Source organism: Micromonospora sp. TSRI0369 (assembly GCF_001905625.1).
Lineage (GTDB): Bacteria > Actinomycetota > Actinomycetes > Mycobacteriales > Micromonosporaceae > Micromonospora > Micromonospora echinospora_A.
This window is the reverse complement of the sequence record NZ_LIVU01000004.1, coordinates 680,057-696,943: the sequence shown is the minus strand read 5'-3', so window position 1 is coordinate 696,943 and position 16,887 is coordinate 680,057. Positions and strand designations below refer to the sequence as shown.

Genomic DNA, 16,887 nt, shown 5'->3' with positions numbered 1-16,887 from the left:
GACGGCTACCCTTGTGAGGTGACGCTACGCCTGTATGACACCGCCACCCGATCGGTGCGGGACTTCGTCCCGCGGGAAGCCGGCAAGGTGGGGGTCTACCTGTGTGGTCTCACGCTCCAGGCCCCGCCGCACATCGGCCACCTTCGTTCCGGTGTCAACTATGACGTGCTGCGCCGCTGGCTGCTCGACAAGGGCTTCGAGGTCACGTTCATCCGCAACCTGACCGACATCGACGACAAGGTCCTGGCCAAGGCGATGGAGCAGGGCCGGCCGTTCTGGTCGATCGCGTACGCCAACGAGCAGATCCTCGCCGCCTCCTACCGGGCGCTGAACGTGCTCCCGCCGACGTACGAGCCGCGGGCCACCGGGCACGTCCCGGAGATGCACGAGCTGATCGCCCGGCTGATCGAGACCGGTCACGCCTACCCGGCCACCGACGGCTCCGGCGACGTCTACTTCGACGTGGCCTCGTGGCCCGCGTACGGCTCGCTGTCGGGCCAGTCCCCGGCGGACATGCAGCCGGCCGGTGACGCCCCCGACCGGGGCAAGCGGGACCCGCGCGACTTCGCCCTCTGGAAGGGTGTCAAGCCGGGCGAGCCGGCCGACGCCTCGTGGCCGTCGCCCTGGGGCCGTGGCCGGCCCGGCTGGCACATCGAGTGCTCGGCCATGTGCTGGCGCTACCTGGGCCCCGAGTTCGACATCCACGGCGGCGGGCTCGACCTGACGTTCCCGCACCACGAGAACGAGATCGCCCAGTCGCAGGCGGCCGACCTGCCGTTCGCGCGCTACTGGGTGCACCACGGCCTGCTCGGCATCGGCGGCACCAAGATGGGCAAGTCGCTGGGCAACACGCTCGACCTCGACTACGTGGCCTCCCTCGGGGTGCGCCCGGTCGAGCTGCGCTACTACTACGTCGCCGCCCACTACCGGTCCCGCATCGACTACTCCGAGGACGCGCTGCGCGAGGCCGCCGTCGCGTACCGGCGGGTCGAGGGCTTCGTGCAGCGGGCGGTCGAGCGGGTCGGCGGCGGCCGGCCCGGCGACCTGCCGGCCGCGTTCGTCGCCGCGATGGACGACGACCTGAACACCTCGGCGGCGCTGGCGGCGCTGCACGAGGTGGTCCGCGACGGCAACACCGCGCTGACCGCCGGTGACGATGTGACCGTCCGCACGACGCTCGCCGCCACCCGGGCGATGCTGGATATCCTCGGCGTCGACCCCCTGGACCCGGCCTGGACCGGCGGCGGCCGCACGGACGACCTGCGCGGCGTGGTGGACTCCCTGATCGCGCTGGCCCTGGAGCAGCGCGCGCAGGCCCGCGGCCGCAAGGACTGGGCCGCCGCCGACGCCGTACGCGACCAGCTCAAGCAAGCAGGCGTGGTCGTCGAGGACACCCCCCAGGGCCCGCGTTGGACTATTGGAGAGCAGGACTGATGGCCGGCAACTCGCAGCGCCGTGGCCGGCGACTGACGCCGAAGGCGGGCGCCCCCAAGGGCACCGGAGGCAAGAACAAGGACTCGCTCGCCGGGCGGGGTCGCACGCTGCCCGCCGACGAGCGGCCCTGGCACAAGGCGTACTCGGGCACCGAGAAGCTGCCCCAGCGCACCGCCTGGAAGCAGGACAAGGAGCGCCGCGCAGCCGCCGAGGAGGGCCGCGCGCCCAAGATCGGCCAGCCCGGCACCAAGGACACCACCTGGGGCAAGGGCGGTGGCCGAGGCACGCCCACGACGAAGGGCCGGGGCGGAAAGCCGGCCGGCCGGGGCGGTCCCCGGGTCGCGCCGGGCCGCAAGGCCAACCCGGCGAAGGACAGCCCCGAGCTGCTGGTCGGGCGCAACCCGGTGCTGGAGTCGCTGCGCACCCAGGTGCCCGCCACCGCGCTCTACACCGCGCTGGGCATCGACGTCGACGACCGGGTCAAGGAGATCGTCCGTACCGCCGCCGACCGGGGCATCGCGATCCTGGAGGTCAGCCGCGCCGAGCTGGACCGGATGACCGGCGGGGTGCTGCACCAGGGCGTCGGCCTCCAGGTGCCGCCGTTCGCCTACGAGCCGTTCGACGACCTGGTGGCCGCGGCGCTGGAGCAGGCCGCCCCGCTGCTGGTCGCGCTGGACGGGGTCACCGACCCGCGCAACCTCGGCGCCGTCATCCGGTCGGCCGCCGCGTTCGGCGCGCAGGGTGTCTTCGTACCCGAACGGCGTGCCGCCGGGATCACCGCGACCGCCTGGCGGACCAGCGCCGGCGCGGCCGCGCGCGTGCCCGTGGCCCAGGTCACCAACCTGACCCGGTCGCTCAAGGCGTGCAAGGACGCCGGCTTCGTCGTGGTCGGCCTGGACGCCGACGGGCAGACCGACCTGTACGACCTGGAGGCCGCCGTCGGCCCGCTGGTCGTGGTGGTCGGCTCGGAGGGGCGCGGGCTGTCCCGCCTGGTCGGCGAGACCTGCGACCTGACCGTCAGCATCCCGATGGTCTCCGACGTGGAGTCGCTCAACGCCAGCGTCGCCGCCGCGGTCACGCTTGCCGAGGTCGCGCGCCGCCGGTCCGTCGAGGTCTGATCGAGAGTACGAGAAAGGGGCGGTCCGCCGTGGCGGGCCGCCCCTTTTCGCGTACGTACGTCAGATCCGCTGGCCGGTGGTGGCGTGGAAGACGTGGCTGCGGCCGGTACGCGGCTTGACGAACACGGTGTCACCCATGTTCGGCATGCTGCGCCGGTCGGTGCGGACCACGAACCGCTCGTTGTGGCCCTCCAGCGCGGCGTGGCCGTAGACGTTGGCGTCGGAGCCCAGGTCCTCGACCAGCTCGACCACGACCGGCATGCCGCCCTCGGACGGGCTGACCATGTCGCAGTCCTCCGGGCGGAAGCCGACGGTGACCTTGCCGTCGCCGCCCTCGGAGCGGGCCGCCTCGACCTGCTCGCGGGTCAGCGGCACGATCATCTCGGCGAACACGCCGCCCTGGTCGGTCAGCTTCACCGTCTTGATGTTCATGGCCGGGGAGCCCATGAAGCCGGCGACGAAGACGTTGGCCGGGGTGTCGTAGAGCGCCCGCGGGGTGTCCACCTGCTGGAGCACGCCGTCCAGCATGACCGCCACCCGGTGACCCATGGTCATGGCCTCGACCTGGTCGTGGGTGACGTACACGGTGGTGACGCCCAGCTTCGCCTGGAGCGAGGCGATCTGGGTACGGGTCTGGACACGCAGCTTGGCGTCGAGGTTCGACAGCGGCTCGTCCATGAGGAAGACCTGCGGCTCGCGGACGATCGCGCGGCCCATGGCGACACGCTGGCGCTGACCGCCGGAGAGCGCCTTCGGCTTACGGCCGAGGAACTCCTCCAGCTGGAGCAGCCCGGCCGCCTCCTTGACCCGCCGGTCGATCTCCGACTTCGAGGTCTTGCGCAGCTTGAGCGCGAACGCCATGTTCTCGTACACCGTCATGTGCGGGTAGAGGGCGTAGTTCTGGAAGACCATCGCGATGTCGCGGGCCTTCGGCGGGAGGTGCGTGACGTCCCGGTCGTCGATGTAGATCGCGCCGTCGTCGACGTCCTCCAGGCCGGCGAGCATCCGCAGGCTGGTGGACTTGCCGCAGCCGGACGGGCCGACCAGGACGAGGAACTCCCCGTCACCGATCTGGAGGTCGAGCTGGTTGACGGCGGGACGCTCGGTGCCCGGATAGATCCGGGACGCCTTCGAGTAGGTGACCGTAGCCATGATGGAGCGCTTCCTTTCACCGGCAGGAACGTGCCGGACGATCCGAGTGAAGGAGCGACCGGCGCCCAAGGCGCCGGCCAACGGGGTCGTCGCTCAGGCAGCCGAAGCCCGCCGGAGTGTCGTCCGTGTCACTGCACGGTAAACGGCTTTCGCGATCGTGCCAAGACGTGGTTCTCCGGATGGGATGGACGGCATACGCATAACGGTCAGCGGGGCACTGCGAGGCATCAATCTCCCCGTTGGGAGCGTGCCCGGGCGATGATCCATCGGCCACCCCGGTCGGGATGCCGACGTTTTCCGTGCTCGGGAGCCCTGCGAGGCGGGATTTCCGGGGCTCAGTCGCTATGCTGAGCGCGACGCACGCGCCCCTGTAGCTCAGCTGGCCAGAGCACTCGCCTTGTAAGCGAGATGTCGCCGGTTCGATCCCGGCCGGGGGCTCCAATTCCATCAGGCATTTCGCGGCGGCAGCCGCTGCGATCTGGCCGGATGACAGCAACGAGGGTCACGACCGCCCGTCATAGGCCCTAGCCTGGCGGCCATGACTCTTGATCTCATCCTGCTACCCGAGCCCGTCGGACAGCCCTCGCTGAAGGCGTCGGACGGCGAACGGAAGGGTGCAGGTGAGCCGTCCGACTCGCAGGCATGGGACGTCATCGTTTCCGGCGTACGGGACGTCGTCGGCGAGGTGGTTCTGGGCGAGGACGGCCCGAGCCGCACGCTGACGCACCAGCCCAGCGGCATTACGGTGCGCTACCGGTCCGGTGAGGCGGCCGTCAATCTGCCGTTCTGGCACAGTGGCAGTGACGTGGATGCTGAAGGGCTCGTCCGGACCATGTACCGGATCGGGCACGTGGTGGCGGACGCGACGGGCCTGGTCGCCCATGTTTCGCAACTGGGTGTGCCGCTGACCGAAGCTGAGTCCAGAATCGACGCTGCGGTCGACCTGCTGCTGGACGATCCCGTTTCGTCTCACCTCTGGCCGCGCGCTGGGTTCCGGGTCTACTTCACCGGGCCCGCCACCCTTGCCGACGCCTCGCAGCGCCTGAAGTCGATGGTGGTGGCCGAGGAGAGCGACCGATTCACCGTCCAATGGTCCGATGGTCCCCAGTTGGAGGTGACCTTCGACGCGGGGCCACGGATTGTCGCGGAGGCCGCTGAGGTTGCCGAGGACTATGGCATCCCCGAGATGGCCGCCTACGACCGCCGGTTCCAGGTCACGTTCGACGATCTCGACGAGGTGCTCCAGGAAATCAACACCCTGATCGAGGTCAACCTGCAGCTCCAAGATCTCACCGGCGGTTACGTGAAACGTTCCTGGAACGACGAGGTGTCGCCGCCGTACGACGACCCGGTGGACGGCAGCTAACGGACCTGTACCTCGGACTCCGGACAATATGCCGACAACACCGCAGGTCAGCTCACGGATCACAACCTGCCCTGGTCCGTGAGGAACATGCCGGTCACGCCCACCACGGTCAGGGCCACGGCGACCGCGAGCCTACTGCAACAGGTCGACGGCCTTCCGGTAGTCCTCCGCGTTCCTCCGCGCTGACCTGCCTCCGCCTCCTGCGGTCGCCAGCGCCCCGACCCCAGCTCACGCCGCAGAAGATACAACGACCGTCACGCCGCCGCTGCCCTGAGTGACGCCGGCGGAGGCGGCACGTCGGCGGTGAGGGGCGGCTCGATGCTCGACAACCGGACAGCTGTTCTTTACAGGGACGGCGATCGATGGACATGATCGTCAGGGAAGGTTGCTGTCACTTTCCTCGACGAAGGGTCGCCGTCATGCCGATCACGCCCGTCACCCTCACCTCGCGTGCCTGGCGCCGTGCCGCCGCGATCACTGTCGCCGCCCTCGCGGGCGCTGTTCTCGCCGCCGTGAACGGCCAGCCGGCCTCGGCCACCCCGCCCGGCATCCCGTCCCAGGCAACGGCGCAGTCGCAGCTCAACGCGCTGACAGTCGCAGCCCAGGGCTCAATGTCCGGCTACTCGCGGGATCTGTTCCCCCACTGGATCACCATCACCGGCACCTGCAACACCCGCGAGCAGGTCCTCAAGCGGGACGGCACGTCCGTCGTGGTCAGCAGTTCCTGCGCCGCCACCTCAGGCCGCTGGTACAGCCCCTACGACGGTGCGACCTGGTACGCCGCCTCCGACGTCGACATCGATCACGTAGTGCCCCTGGCGGAGGCGTGGCGGTCCGGCGCCAACTCCTGGACGACGAGCCGTCGGCAGAGCTTCGCCAACGACCTGACCCGCCCGCAACTGATCGCGGTCACCGACAACGTCAACCAGGCCAAGGGCGACCAGGACCCCTCGACGTGGCAGCCGCCCCTGACGTCGTACCGCTGCACCTACAGCAAGATGTGGATCACCGTGAAGTACAACTGGGGCCTGACGCTCCAGTCGTCCGAGAAGTCCGCACTGCAGGGCATGCTCAACACCTGCGCCTCGTGATCGCAGGAGCCGTCGCGCGGGCCGCATGACAGCGGCGTACACAGTTCTCCGACCGGAGTGTCGGCGGGCGCGCCGCCGATCGACGTCTCGGTAGGCTGGCCGGCGGGGGGACGGCGTGAGCAGAGCGGTCGAGGAGTCCAACCGGGCGATGCTGCGCGCCCGGGACGCGATGGACCGGGCGTACGCCCAGCCGCTGGACATCGCCGCGCTGGCCCGGATCGCGCACGTGTCCGAGGCGCACTTCATCCGTACCTTCCGGGCCACCTTCGGCGAGACCCCGCACCGCTACCTGCAACGCCGCCGGGTCGAGCGGGCCATGGCCCTGCTGCTGGAGTCCGACCGGGACGTCACCGACATCTGCCTCGCCGTCGGCTTCTCCAGCCTCGGCACGTTCAGCCGGACGTTCCACGGCATCGTCGGTGAGTCGCCCTCGGACTACCGGCGTCGTAGGACCGCTTCGCCGGACGTGCCGAGCTGCTTCTCCAAGTCCTGGACCAGACCGAGCAGTTTTGGATAAGCAGCAGGTCAGGCTGCTGCTCTAGCGTCATCGGCATGACGATGACTTCGACTTCCCGCTCGCAGATCTACGTACTCGACCAGGACGAGGCGCTCGACTTCTACGTCGGGAAGCTCGGCCTGGAGGTCAGCACCGACCAGGACCTCGGCTTCATGCGCTGGCTCACCGTGAACGTGCCGGGCGACCCGGGCCGGGAGATCCTGCTGGAGAAGCCGGGCCCGCCGGCCCTGGACCCGAAGACCGCCGAGCAGGTCCGGGAGTTGCTGACCAAGGGCGCCGCGGGCGGCTTCCTCTTCTTCACCACCGACGACGCGCACAAGACGTACGCGGATCTGGTCGCGAAGGGCGTGGAGGTGACCGACGAGCCGACCGACCGGCCGTACGGGATCGACTTCGGCATCCGCGACCCGTTCGGCAACCGGATCCGGATCGGGCAGATGCGCCAGGGGCAGTGAACGGCGCGGCGGAGGGCTAGTCTCGCGGTCCCTGACCGTGGAGGTGCCGATGCCCAGCCGCCTGCTCTACCTGGTCCGCCACGGCGAGCAGGACCGGCCGGAGGAGGAGGCGGACACCGGCCTGTCGGAGCGCGGCCGTCGGCAGGCGACGCTGCTGGGGGAGCGCCTGCGCGGCACGCGCTTCGCCGCCGTACACCATGGGCCGGCCCGCCGGGCCGCGGAGACGGCCGCGCTGGTCGCGGCGTCGCTGCCGGGTGTCCCGGTACGCGAGGACGACCGGGCCGGCGACCACATGCCGCACGATACCGACCCGGCGGGTCTGCCCGAGCGGTACGTGGCGTTCCTGGCCGGGTTCACCGAGCGGGAGCGGCGTGACGGGCCGCGTGTGACCGCGGAGGCGGTGGCGCGGTTCGCCGCCGCCCCCGCGGAGGGTGACGTACGCGAGCTGGTCGTCACCCACAACTTCCTGGTCGCCTGGCTGGTGCGGGACGCGCTGGAGGCGCCGGAGCGCCGCTGGATCGGGCTCAACCAGCAGAACTGCGGGCTGACGGTGATCCGCTACAGCTCGGGTGGCCCGCCGACGCTCGTCGCGCTGAACGACGTCGCCCACCTGCCACCCGAGCTGCGCGCCACCGGCCTGCCCGACGACTACCGGATCTGACCCGGCCTCAGGCGAGCAGCTTCACCACGGCGTCGGCCACGGCGCGGGCGGACTGCGGGTTCTGGCCGGTCACCAGGCGTCCGTCGACCACCACGTGCTCGGTGAAGTCCGGTGCCGCCACGTGCTGCGCGCCGGCCTCGGTGAGCTTGTCGGCGAGCAGGAACGGCACCTCGTCGGTGAGGCCGACGGCCGCCTCCTCGCTGTTGGTGAATCCGGCGACCCGCTTGCCGGCGATCAGGCGCGAGCCGTCGGTGAGGGTCAGGTTCACCAGCGCCGACGGGCCGTGGCAGACGGCGGCCACCACGCCGCCGCGCTCGTAGACCGAGCGGGCGATCCGGGCCAGGTCGGGGTCGTCGGGAAAGTCCCACATGGTGCCGTGCCCGCCGGCGAAGACGATCACGTCGTACCCGGCCGGGTCCACGTCGGCGGCCTTCGGGGTGTCGGTGACGCCTGCGGTGGCGAGGAAGTCGTTCTGGGTGCTGTCGTTCTCGTCCCGCCCGTCGACCGGCGGCTCGCCGCCGGCCACGGATACCAGGTCGACGTCGTATCCGGCGGCCCGGAACACCTCCCACGGCTCGGCGGCCTCGCCGACGTAGTAGCCGGTGGAGCGGCCGGTGCCGCCCAGCTCGGAGTGACTGGTCAGGGCGATGAGTGCGCGAGTCATGCCTTCCATGCTGGCCCCGCCGCCGGTCGGCCGGCCATAGGCCGATGTCACAGCCGGATCGGGTTTGAAATCGGCGCCGGTCAGCCGGTGGCGCCGTTGAGCAGGTCCACCACCTGCGCGGTGACGGCCGGCGGCTTGGCCTGCGGCGGGCAGTCCACGTAGCTGACCTGGTTGGGTCCGACGGTGAGCCGGTAGCTGAACGCGTCGGCGCACATGGTCGCCGGCACGGTGACGGCGGCTTCGGCGGCCAGCCGTGGGTCGGCCGCGAGCTGCCGCAGCCGGGTGAGTTTCTCCGCGGCGAGCTGCCCCTCGCGGGAGCCGCCGGCGCGGTCGGTACGGGTCCAGTGGCCGTCCGGCCCGACCCGGACGGTGTCGGTAAGCCCGGCGATGCCGCCCGACTTCACGAGTACGACCTCGGTGGCCAGCGGCGAAGGGCCGTCCGTGATGACGGGTGGCGCGTCGGTGCGGGCGCAGCCGGCGAGCGGGACGAGAAGGGCGGCGACGGCCGCCATGGCGGGGGCAGCTCTCATACCGGTTCGGACGCGCGACGGGACCACCCGGTTCCGGCCCACCGGTCCTCCTCATCCGTTCGGTCAGTGTCTCCGGCGGGTTCTCGCCAGCCTCTTTCACGTTCTTCGATGTATCGCTATATCTACATCAGTGACTACCCCCGTCACAACTTCGCCTTCCAGGAGGGCCCGTGAAAAGATCCGTCGCCGCCGTCAGCGCAGCGCTGCTCACCAGCAGCGTGCTGGCCTGCGTCACCACTTCGGCGCAAGCGGCAGCGCCCAGCGCCCCCAGCCCCGAGACGTCGGCCGTAGCCCAGGCCGCGAGCCTGCTGCGCGCCAACCCCGGCGTCGTCAAGGGCGCCAGCGGTGAGGCCTATCAGGCCGTCCGCACCAAGGTCGACCCCTCCGGGGCGGCGCACACCCGGTACAGCCGGACCTACCAGGGCCTCCGGGTGTACGGCGGTGACTTCGTCATCCACACCGCCCCGAACGGCACCATGACCAGCGCGTCGGTCAGCCTCGACGCCCCGCTTACCCTGAGCACCACCGCGAAGGTCGGCGCGGAGGCGGCCAAGGCCAGCGCCCGCAAGACGTTCTCCGGCTCGCTCACCTCGGTCGGCGCGCCGGAGTTGTTCGTCGACGCCAGCAGCGGCAAGGGCCGCCTCGCCTGGGAGACCGTCGCGACCGGCTGGAAGGCGGACAAGCAGACCCCGTCGAAGCTGCACGTCGTCACCGACGCCACCACCGGCAAGGTGATCGGCTCGTACGACGAGATCGAGACGGTGGCCGGCACCGGCCAGGGCATCTACACCGGCTCGGTCACCATCGACACGACGCTCTCCGGCAGCACGTACCAGATGATCGACCCGGTGCGTGGCAACGGCCGTACCTGCGACATGAACAACGGGACCTCCAGCTGCACCACGTTCACCGACGCGGACAACGCGTGGGGTAACGGCGCCACCTCGAACCGGCAGTCGGCCGCGGTGGACGCCCACTTCGGCGCCGCCAAGACGTTCGACTACTTCAAGAACGTGCACGGCCGCAACGGCATCTTCGGCAACGGCCAGGGCGTGCCGAGCCGGGTGCACTACGGCAACAACTACGTCAACGCGTTCTGGGACGGGGCCCAGATGACCTACGGCGACGGCTCGGGCAACTCCCGCCCGCTGGTCTCGCTGGACGTCGCCGGCCACGAGATGAGCCACGGCGTCACCGAGGCGCTGGCCGGTCTGGTCTACTCCGGCGAGTCCGGTGGCCTCAACGAGTCCACCAGCGACATCTTCGGCAACATGGTGGAGTTCTACGCCGCCGCGCCGAGCGACCCGGGTGACTACCAGGTCGGTGAGAAGATCAACATCAACGGCAACGGTACGCCGCTGCGCTACATGTACAACCCGTCGCTGGACGGCTCGTCCGACTCCTGCTGGTCCACCAGCACGAAGAACAAGGACGTGCACTACTCCTCCGGCGTCGGCAACCACTTCTTCTTCAACCTCGCCGAGGGCACCGGCGCCACCGCGTACGGCACCTCGCCGGTCTGCGGCTCGGCCCCGGCGGTCACCGGCATCGGCCGCACCAAGGCGGAGAAGATCTGGTACCGGGCGCTCGACGTGTACTTCACCTCGAACACCTCGTACGTCAACACCAGCAACCCGGCCAACACCGCCCGCGCGTACACCCTGCGGGCCGCGACCGACCTGTACGGCAACTGCTCCACCGAGTACAAGACCGTCCAGGCCGCCTGGACCGCTGTGAACGTCGCCGGTAACGACGCGCCGTGCAGCTCCACCGGCAACGACTTCTCCGTCTCGCTCTCGCCGACCGCCGGGTCGGTCACCGCGGGCGGTTCGGTCACCGCCACCGTCGCCACGGCCACCACCAACGGCAGCGCGCAGACCGTGACGTTCTCCGCGTCCGGCCTGCCGACCGGCGCCACCGCGTCGTTCAGCCCCTCCTCGGTGACCTCGGGCGGCTCGTCCACGCTCACCATCTCCACCAGCTCCAGCACGCCGACCGGCACCTACTCGGTGACCGTCACCGGCAGCGCGGCGTCCGGCACGAAGACCGCCACGTTCTCGCTGACGGTGACCGGCACCGGCGGCGGCTGCACCGGCGCGGGCCAGAAGCTCGGCAACCCGGGCTTCGAGTCCGGCAACACGGTCTGGACCTCCACCTCCGGCGTGATCGGCCAGTACGGCTCGCAGGGCCAGCCGACCCGCACCGGTACGTGGAACGCCTGGCTGAACGGCTACGGCAGCACCCGCACCGACTCGCTGTCGCAGTCGGTGAGCCTGCCGAGCGGCTGCTCCGCGTACACCTTCTCGTTCTGGCTGCACATCGACTCGGCCGAGACCACCAGCAGCGTTCAGTACGACAAGCTGAACGTGCAGGTGCTCAACTCCTCCGGTTCGGTGCTGGCCACGCTGGCGACCTACTCGAACCTGAACAAGGCCAGCGGCTACAGCCAGAAGTCGTTCTCCCTGGCGTCGTACGCCGGGCAGACCGTCACGCTGAAGTTCACCGGCACCGAGGACAGCTCGCTGCAGACCTCGTTCGTGCTCGACGACACCGCTGTCAACGTCTCCTGACCTGACCGCCCGACCCCGGGGCCCGGCGGCCACCCCACGCGGGTGGTCGCCGGGCCCCGCCCGTTACGGTCGCACCATGTCCGACGCGGAACTCACCGTCAGGGTGGACGGCCCGGTGGCAACGGTCGTCATCCACAACCCGGCCCGGCGCAACGCCATGACCCCGGCCATGTGGCGGCAGCTTCCGGTGCTGCTCGACGGCCTGGAGGCCGACCCGGCGGTACGGGTACTGGTGCTCACCGGCGCGGCCGGCACGTTCTGCGCCGGGGCCGATCTGGGCGACCTGGACGAGTTGCTGGCCGCCGGTGACGGCAGCATCGCGGTGGCCGCCGAGGAACGGCTCGCCGCGTTCGGCCGTCCCACGGTCGCCGCGGTCGAGGGCGCCTGCGTGGGCGGCGGCTGCCAGCTCGCCGTCGCCTGCGACCTGCGCCTGGCCGCCGCGGATGCCCGGTTCGGCGTACCCCCGGCCCGGCTCGGCCTGGTCTACCCGGCGCCGACCACCCGGCGGCTGGCCGCGCTCGTCGGCCCGTCCGCCGCCAAGCACCTGCTGTTCAGCAGCGAGCTGGTCGACGCCGAGCGGGCGCTGCGGATCGGCCTGGTGGACGAGGTGCTGCCGGGCGGGGAGCTGGCCGGGCGGGTGGCGGCGCTGACCGCCACCATCGCCGAGCGTTCCCGGCTCACGGTGGCCGCCGCCAAGGAGATCATCGACGGGCGCGCCGACGCCGACCGGCTCGCGTGGTGGCACGGCCAGGTGCGGGACAGCGGCGAGGCCCGCGAGGGCGTGGCGGCCATCAACGAGCGGCGTCCGCCGCGCTTCGGCTGGACCCCGCCGGAAACCCACTGACCGCCGTTTGCCCGGCACCCCCCGGCGGGTACGTCCCGACCGGCGATCCGGCGGTCAGCGTGTCGACCGGCTCCCGCTGACCTGGGTCAGCAGCTCGTCCACCGACCACTGGTCGGAGGCGTGTTCGCCGTGCTTCGCGGCGAGCACCCGCCCGTCCGGCCCGATCAGGAAGTCGGCCGGCAGCCCGAACCGGCCGCCGTGCGGCGTAAGGGACGGCGACCGCTCCCGTCCGCGCAGGATGTGCCAGGTGCTGATCGCCACGCCACGCAGGATCGGCAGCCAGGCGCGCGGGTCGAGCAGCGACCGTCGCGCCGACTCCACCCCGAACTCCCGGTAGAGCCGCCGGTCCGGATCGGCCACCACGGCGAACGGCAGGTCGGCGACGTGCTCGCGCAACTCGTCGGCGGGGGAGTGGAAGAGCACCACCTCGCGTACGCCGGCTGCCTCGATCTCGGCGTGCCGGCGGACGATCGAGCGCAGGTGGAGGTTGCAGACCGGGCAGCCGGCGAAGCGACGGAACTGGAGGTGGACCAGGCGGTCCGGGTCCGGCAGGGCGACCTGGGCGCCGGTCACGCTGGTGAGATGGCGAGGGGTGACGACGTCCATGCGCGCTCCCGTTGTTGGCGTACGACGTACTCTTACAACCGTAGGCGTATCTTGTACGCTGTCAAGGCCATGCCCCGTCCCCGTTCCCTGACCCACGCCCAGATCGCCGACGCGGCGCTCGCGGTGCTCGACCGGGACGGCCTCGCCGGCCTCACCATGCGCGCGGTCGGCGCGCAGCTCGGCACCAGCACGATGGGTCTCTACCGCTACGTCGCCGACCGCGACGAACTGGAGGCGCTCGTCGTCGAGCGGGTCCTCGACCGGGTGGACACCCGCCCGCCGCTCGACGTCCCGTGGCCGGACGGCGTCCGGGAGCTGTCCGGCCGGGTACGCCGGGCGGTCGGCGCCCATCCGGCAGTCGTCCCGTTGCTGCCCGCACACCGGCACCGCTCACCGGCGATCCTGCGCTGGGGCGAGGCGGTGCTCGCGGTGCTGACCCGGGCCGGCTTCACCGGAACCGGGCGGGTGGTCGCGTTCCGCGCCCTGCTCGGCTACGTGGTCGGCGCGATCCAGATGGAACACCTCGGCGCGCTGGCCGGGCCCGGCACGGCTGTCATCGCGGCGCTGCCCCGCGACGAGTTCCCCCTGCTCGCCGAGACCGCGCGCGAGGCCGGCGCGGTCGGACCGGAGGACGAGTTCGGCGGCGGGCTGGACCTCCTGCTCGACGGGCTGGCGCGTCGCCTCGACACCTAGGGCGTGGTGGGACCGGCGGGCGCGGCGCCGGGGAGTACCCCGGCACCGCCCCCTGTGCCCGCCGGCCGTCCGTCACCGCGCCAGCGCGGCCCAGCTCGGCGTCACCGGCGCCCGCCGCAGCGGCATGCCCGCCTCGGCCGGGGTCCGGTCACCCTTGCGCTGGTTGCACGCGTAGCAGGCGGCGGTGGTGTTCCCCCAGGTGTTCCGGCCACCGCGCGAGCGGGGCAGGATGTGGTCGATCGTGCTGGCCGCGCCGTCGCAGTAGGCGCAGCGCCGCCGGTCGCGCGCGAGCACCCCGGCCCGCGACCAGGCGGGGCCGGCGCTGAACCGCCAGCGGGTCACCACGTACCGGACGAGGCGCACCACCCGGGGCAGCGGGAAGACGCCGATCACCCGGTCCGGCTCGGCCTCGTGGATCTCGGCGACCCGGCGGCACAGCATCCGGATCGCGTGCTTGACGGTGACCCGGTGCAGCGGGCCGAGGTCGGCGTTTATGACGAGGACGGCGTCCACCGGGCTCTCCCTTCACGATCGGCGGTACGGCGACGAAAAAGCCGCCCGGTCCACGGGACCGGGCGGCGACGACGGGGACGCGCGAGGCGTCAGTCGTGCTCTCCGGGCCAGGGACCGTGTTCCCGGCAGCCGTCGCCGAGCGGCCACGACGTCATCGTGGTGGCGGATCGCAGCGACATGGACGGCTCCCGTAGCGGTGGTTGACCTTGCGTGGTCACGGTAGATCGATTCGGGAATCCTGGGCAACGTATTTCGATCCTTCGTCGACGGGCCTCCGCTGCCGTCCGGCCCGTCCGGCGCTTCGGGCCGCGGCGAGCGGGCGGTCGATCCGGGCGGTCATCTGCACCACCAGCTCGCTGTCCAGCAGCGGGCGGTTCACCTCGGCGGCCACCGACAGCGTCGGCGTGGAGATCGACCGCCAGATCGCTGTGAGCCCGGCGCCGAGGCCGACGAGCGCCACCGCCGCCCGGGTGGTGGGGGACCCGGCCGCCGCGGCGGCGCTGACGCCCACCACCGCCAGCAGCACGGTCGGCGTCGCCGCGCCGCACGGTGTCGGCGAGTGAGCGCCCCAGCCGGTACGCCACGCCCACCCGGTGGTTCGTCGCCATCGTCCAGCGCAGCACGTCGATGTTGAGGTCGTCGAGCGCGCGCAGCAACGGTTCCCGGTCGGGGCCGGTGGCGCGGCGGGCGGCGGCGGTGGACGGCGCGGTACGACCGGCCGGGGTCAGCGGCGCGATCTGGGCCAGCGCCACGTCCACGCCGTCGAGGTACATGCCGAGCCGGTGCCACCCGGCCAGCTCGGTCAGGTTCGACAGTTTCGGCGGCGCGGCCACCGGCCGGTTCCCGCCGTCGGTCAGGTCGGCGTTCTGCGCGTGGTGGTAGGCGTCCGCCATCGACCAGCCGAGTCGCAGCGCGGTGACCACCACGGTCCGTTCGTCCCGTGGTGTCCCGTGCTCCTCGTTGCGCCGCTCCCGCGTCGCGGTGCTCACCGCCCGACCTCCCGTGTCACCGGATCAGCCGAGCGTAGAGCGGTATTTGTCCGCTTAGCGCTGTTTCGGGCCTGCCTTGCCGGCCAGCAGGCCACGCGGACGGATCGAGCGGACCGGCTCGGCCGCCGCACCCTCGGCGCGCAGGATGTGGTTCGCCGCGATGATCCCGGTGGCCGCCGACCGTTCCATCAGCGCGCTCGGGAACTCCGTCCGGATGCCGTCCCCGGCCAGATAGAGGCCCGCCGCGTCGGTCTCCACCCCCGGACGCCCGGCGTGGCTACCAGGTGTGAACGCCGGGGCCTGCGCCTCGACCCGGGCGCGCAGCTCGCGTACCCGCAGCTCGGCCACCTCCGGCCAGAGCGCGGTCAGCTCCCGCAGCATCCGCGCGGCCAGCTCGTCGGCCGGCACGTCCGGCTCGCAGGCGTACGCGTGCAGCTCCACCACCGAGCCGCCGGTCCGCTCGGCCCAGCGGCGGGGCTCGTCCTCCAGCCGGTGGTAGAGCGTTACCGAGTCCAGCGTGGGCTGCCGGGAGACGCCACTGAACACCGCCCGGTCCGGGCCGACGTCCCCGTCCATCCAGTACCGCGCCACCGCGTACGGCGGCCCGGGCGTGCCGAACGCGGGCATCCGCGCCACCATCTCGGGCGCCGCCGCGACCAGGCCGGGCGAGGCGGCGACCAGCGCGGCGAGCGCCGGCGGGTCCACCGCGAGGACCACGTGCGGCGCCTCCCAGACGTCGCCGTCCGCGCCGGTGACGCGCCAGCCCGCCGGGGTGCGGTCCAGCCGGGTGGCCGGAGCGCCGGTCAGCACCCGGCCGCCGTGCTTCTCCACGTGGCGGGTCAGCGGCTCCCAGATCGCCGTCGCGTAGTCCCGGTCCGGGCAGTCGAACGCCAGCCCTTCCGGGTTTCCGAGCAGATAGAAGTGGAACTGGGCGATCATCTCGGCGGCCGACATCTCCGCCTCGTGGTTGAAGAACGAGTGCGAGAAGACCTCGAACAGCATGGCCCGCGCCCGGTCCGGCAGCCGCAGCGAGGTGAGCAGCTCGTCCGCCGTGCGCTCGTCGAACTCCTCGTAGGTGCGTACCGGGTCGTAGGTGAGCAGCGGCAACGCGGCGTCCCGGTCCATCGCGCGCAGGTCCGCCAGGCGCAGGCTGGGACTGCGCAGCAGCAGCGCCAGCAGGTTCGCCGGTGGCGCTGGCGGCAGCTTGCCGAACTCCTCGGTCGGCCACTGCTCGGACAGGATCGGGTAACCCGGGATCGGCTTGAGGAAGCCCAGCTCCGGGTCGACCCGGCGCAGGATCGACCGCCAGTTCCAGTACTGCCGGAAGAACGCGTGGAAGCCGTGCTCGTTGCGCTGGACGCCGTCGGGCAGCTCCTCCGGCCAGGCGCCGAGCCGTCCGCCGAGGTGCGGCGCGGCCTCCAGCACTGTCACCGCGACCCCGCGTTCGGCCAGCACCACCGCCGCCGACATGCCGGCGATGCCGCCGCCGACCACCAGCGCCGGCACCGGTCGCGGCACGCGGGGGGCGCCACCGCCGCCCGGGTCCACCACGTGCTCGCGTACGCCGATCAGGCGACCTACCACTTGCGACAGACCCACGGGGCTTCCTCCAGTCGGCGGTCCCCCCAGTCTGCCTGAGGTGAAAGGAAGGGGCCCTTTTTAACGCATACGGATGTGCGGGGGC

At 71.7% G+C, this 16,887-nt stretch carries 17 protein-coding genes and 1 tRNA gene; 11 read left to right on the top strand and 7 right to left on the bottom strand.

Going from position 1 to position 16,887, the window contains the following annotated elements:
* Positions 1 to 18 precede the first annotated feature (18 nt).
* Positions 19 to 1,434 carry a cysteine--tRNA ligase gene (gene cysS, locus AMK25_RS16185; protein ID WP_073829174.1) on the top strand — a complete coding sequence of 472 codons (1,416 nt, stop codon included), beginning with the start codon at positions 19 to 21 and terminating at the stop codon, positions 1,432 to 1,434.
* Positions 1,434 to 2,552, top strand: coding sequence for a 23S rRNA (guanosine(2251)-2'-O)-methyltransferase RlmB (gene rlmB, locus AMK25_RS16180; RefSeq protein ID WP_073829173.1), 1,119 nt, complete (start codon positions 1,434 to 1,436; stop codon positions 2,550 to 2,552). Before cysS ends, rlmB begins: the two co-directional genes overlap by 1 nt.
* A 60-nt stretch (positions 2,553 to 2,612) precedes the next feature.
* Here rlmB and AMK25_RS16175 read toward each other — a convergent pair whose 3' ends face one another.
* Complete coding sequence (locus AMK25_RS16175) at positions 2,613 to 3,704, bottom strand: ABC transporter ATP-binding protein (protein ID WP_073829172.1); 1,092 nt, start codon at positions 3,702 to 3,704, stop codon at positions 2,613 to 2,615.
* Between the two features lie 364 nt (positions 3,705 to 4,068).
* On the opposite strand from AMK25_RS16175, the gene AMK25_RS16170 reads away from it, so the two are divergent.
* The 6 genes from AMK25_RS16170 (at position 4,069) to AMK25_RS16145 (ending at position 7,794) form a co-directional block, all read left to right on the top strand.
* Positions 4,069 to 4,145, top strand: a tRNA-Thr gene (locus tag AMK25_RS16170).
* A 97-nt stretch (positions 4,146 to 4,242) separates the two neighbouring features.
* A complete protein-coding gene (locus tag AMK25_RS16165; RefSeq protein WP_073829171.1) occupies positions 4,243 to 5,070 on the top strand; it encodes a hypothetical protein in 828 nt (275 codons plus the stop codon).
* A 419-nt stretch (positions 5,071 to 5,489) separates the two neighbouring features.
* Positions 5,490 to 6,161, top strand: coding sequence for an HNH endonuclease family protein (locus AMK25_RS16160; RefSeq protein ID WP_073829170.1), 672 nt, complete (start codon positions 5,490 to 5,492; stop codon positions 6,159 to 6,161).
* Between the two features lie 115 nt (positions 6,162 to 6,276).
* On the top strand, positions 6,277 to 6,678 hold the full coding sequence (locus tag AMK25_RS16155) for a helix-turn-helix domain-containing protein (RefSeq protein ID WP_073829169.1): 402 nt from the start codon (positions 6,277 to 6,279) through the stop codon (positions 6,676 to 6,678).
* A 35-nt stretch (positions 6,679 to 6,713) separates the two neighbouring features.
* Entirely contained in the window at positions 6,714 to 7,133 is a 420-nt protein-coding gene (locus tag AMK25_RS16150; protein WP_043327953.1) for a VOC family protein, read from the top strand.
* Between the two features lie 49 nt (positions 7,134 to 7,182).
* The gene (locus AMK25_RS16145; RefSeq protein ID WP_073829357.1) at positions 7,183 to 7,794 is read left to right on the top strand and encodes a histidine phosphatase family protein; all 612 of its coding nucleotides are present in this window, start codon (positions 7,183 to 7,185) and stop codon (positions 7,792 to 7,794) included.
* A 7-nt stretch (positions 7,795 to 7,801) separates the two neighbouring features.
* On the opposite strand, the gene AMK25_RS16140 is transcribed toward AMK25_RS16145, so the two are convergent.
* Positions 7,802 to 8,458, bottom strand: coding sequence for a type 1 glutamine amidotransferase domain-containing protein (locus tag AMK25_RS16140; RefSeq protein ID WP_241826372.1), 657 nt, complete (start codon positions 8,456 to 8,458; stop codon positions 7,802 to 7,804).
* An 80-nt stretch (positions 8,459 to 8,538) separates the two neighbouring features.
* Positions 8,539 to 8,970, bottom strand: coding sequence for a hypothetical protein (locus AMK25_RS16135; RefSeq protein WP_073829167.1), 432 nt, complete (start codon positions 8,968 to 8,970; stop codon positions 8,539 to 8,541).
* Between the two features lie 188 nt (positions 8,971 to 9,158).
* Between AMK25_RS16135 and AMK25_RS16130 the strand changes: the two genes are divergently transcribed.
* Both AMK25_RS16130 and AMK25_RS16125 read left to right on the top strand, forming a co-directional pair.
* Entirely contained in the window at positions 9,159 to 11,558 is a 2,400-nt protein-coding gene (locus tag AMK25_RS16130; protein WP_073829166.1) for a M4 family metallopeptidase, read from the top strand.
* 76 nt (positions 11,559 to 11,634) lie between these two features.
* Positions 11,635 to 12,402 carry an enoyl-CoA hydratase/isomerase family protein gene (locus AMK25_RS16125; RefSeq protein ID WP_073829165.1) on the top strand — a complete coding sequence of 256 codons (768 nt, stop codon included), beginning with the start codon at positions 11,635 to 11,637 and terminating at the stop codon, positions 12,400 to 12,402.
* A gap of 54 nt (positions 12,403 to 12,456) precedes the next feature.
* Here the strand turns inward: AMK25_RS16125 and AMK25_RS16120 are convergent, their stop codons facing one another.
* The gene (locus tag AMK25_RS16120; RefSeq protein WP_073829164.1) at positions 12,457 to 13,008 is read right to left on the bottom strand and encodes a peroxiredoxin-like family protein; all 552 of its coding nucleotides are present in this window, start codon (positions 13,006 to 13,008) and stop codon (positions 12,457 to 12,459) included.
* Between the two features lie 69 nt (positions 13,009 to 13,077).
* On the opposite strand from AMK25_RS16120, the gene AMK25_RS16115 reads away from it, so the two are divergent.
* Complete coding sequence (locus AMK25_RS16115) at positions 13,078 to 13,701, top strand: TetR/AcrR family transcriptional regulator (RefSeq protein WP_241826371.1); 624 nt, start codon at positions 13,078 to 13,080, stop codon at positions 13,699 to 13,701.
* Between the two features lie 72 nt (positions 13,702 to 13,773).
* Here AMK25_RS16115 and AMK25_RS16110 read toward each other — a convergent pair whose 3' ends face one another.
* The 3 genes from AMK25_RS16110 to AMK25_RS16100 all read right to left on the bottom strand — a co-directional run bounded on the left by AMK25_RS16110 (position 13,774) and on the right by AMK25_RS16100 (position 16,802).
* Positions 13,774 to 14,214 (bottom strand): HNH endonuclease, encoded by a 441-nt coding sequence (locus AMK25_RS16110; protein WP_030502810.1) that lies wholly within the window; start codon positions 14,212 to 14,214, stop codon positions 13,774 to 13,776.
* An 89-nt stretch (positions 14,215 to 14,303) separates the two neighbouring features.
* The gene (locus tag AMK25_RS16105; protein WP_241826370.1) at positions 14,304 to 15,203 is read right to left on the bottom strand and encodes a hypothetical protein; all 900 of its coding nucleotides are present in this window, start codon (positions 15,201 to 15,203) and stop codon (positions 14,304 to 14,306) included.
* 54 nt (positions 15,204 to 15,257) lie between these two features.
* Complete coding sequence (locus tag AMK25_RS16100; RefSeq protein ID WP_073829162.1) at positions 15,258 to 16,802, bottom strand: FAD-dependent oxidoreductase; 1,545 nt, start codon at positions 16,800 to 16,802, stop codon at positions 15,258 to 15,260.
* Between the last annotated feature and the right edge of the window lie 85 nt (positions 16,803 to 16,887).

Bases quoted from the DNA above. Each gene is read 5' to 3' on its own strand.
- rlmB (WP_073829173.1), top strand. From the start codon at position 1,434: ATGGCCGGCAACTCGCAGCGCCGTGGCCGGCGACTGACGCCGAAGGCG.
- AMK25_RS16175 (WP_073829172.1), bottom strand. From the start codon at position 3,704: ATGGCTACGGTCACCTACTCGAAGGCGTCCCGGATCTATCCGGGCACC.
- AMK25_RS16165 (WP_073829171.1), top strand. From the start codon at position 4,243: ATGACTCTTGATCTCATCCTGCTACCCGAGCCCGTCGGACAGCCCTCG.
- AMK25_RS16160 (WP_073829170.1), top strand. From the start codon at position 5,490: ATGCCGATCACGCCCGTCACCCTCACCTCGCGTGCCTGGCGCCGTGCC.
- AMK25_RS16150 (WP_043327953.1), top strand. From the start codon at position 6,714: ATGACGATGACTTCGACTTCCCGCTCGCAGATCTACGTACTCGACCAG.
- AMK25_RS16145 (WP_073829357.1), top strand. From the start codon at position 7,183: ATGCCCAGCCGCCTGCTCTACCTGGTCCGCCACGGCGAGCAGGACCGG.
- AMK25_RS16140 (WP_241826372.1), bottom strand. From the start codon at position 8,458: ATGACTCGCGCACTCATCGCCCTGACCAGTCACTCCGAGCTGGGCGGC.
- AMK25_RS16135 (WP_073829167.1), bottom strand. From the start codon at position 8,970: ATGGCGGCCGTCGCCGCCCTTCTCGTCCCGCTCGCCGGCTGCGCCCGC.
- AMK25_RS16125 (WP_073829165.1), top strand. From the start codon at position 11,635: ATGTCCGACGCGGAACTCACCGTCAGGGTGGACGGCCCGGTGGCAACG.
- AMK25_RS16120 (WP_073829164.1), bottom strand. From the start codon at position 13,008: ATGGACGTCGTCACCCCTCGCCATCTCACCAGCGTGACCGGCGCCCAG.
- AMK25_RS16115 (WP_241826371.1), top strand. From the start codon at position 13,078: ATGCCCCGTCCCCGTTCCCTGACCCACGCCCAGATCGCCGACGCGGCG.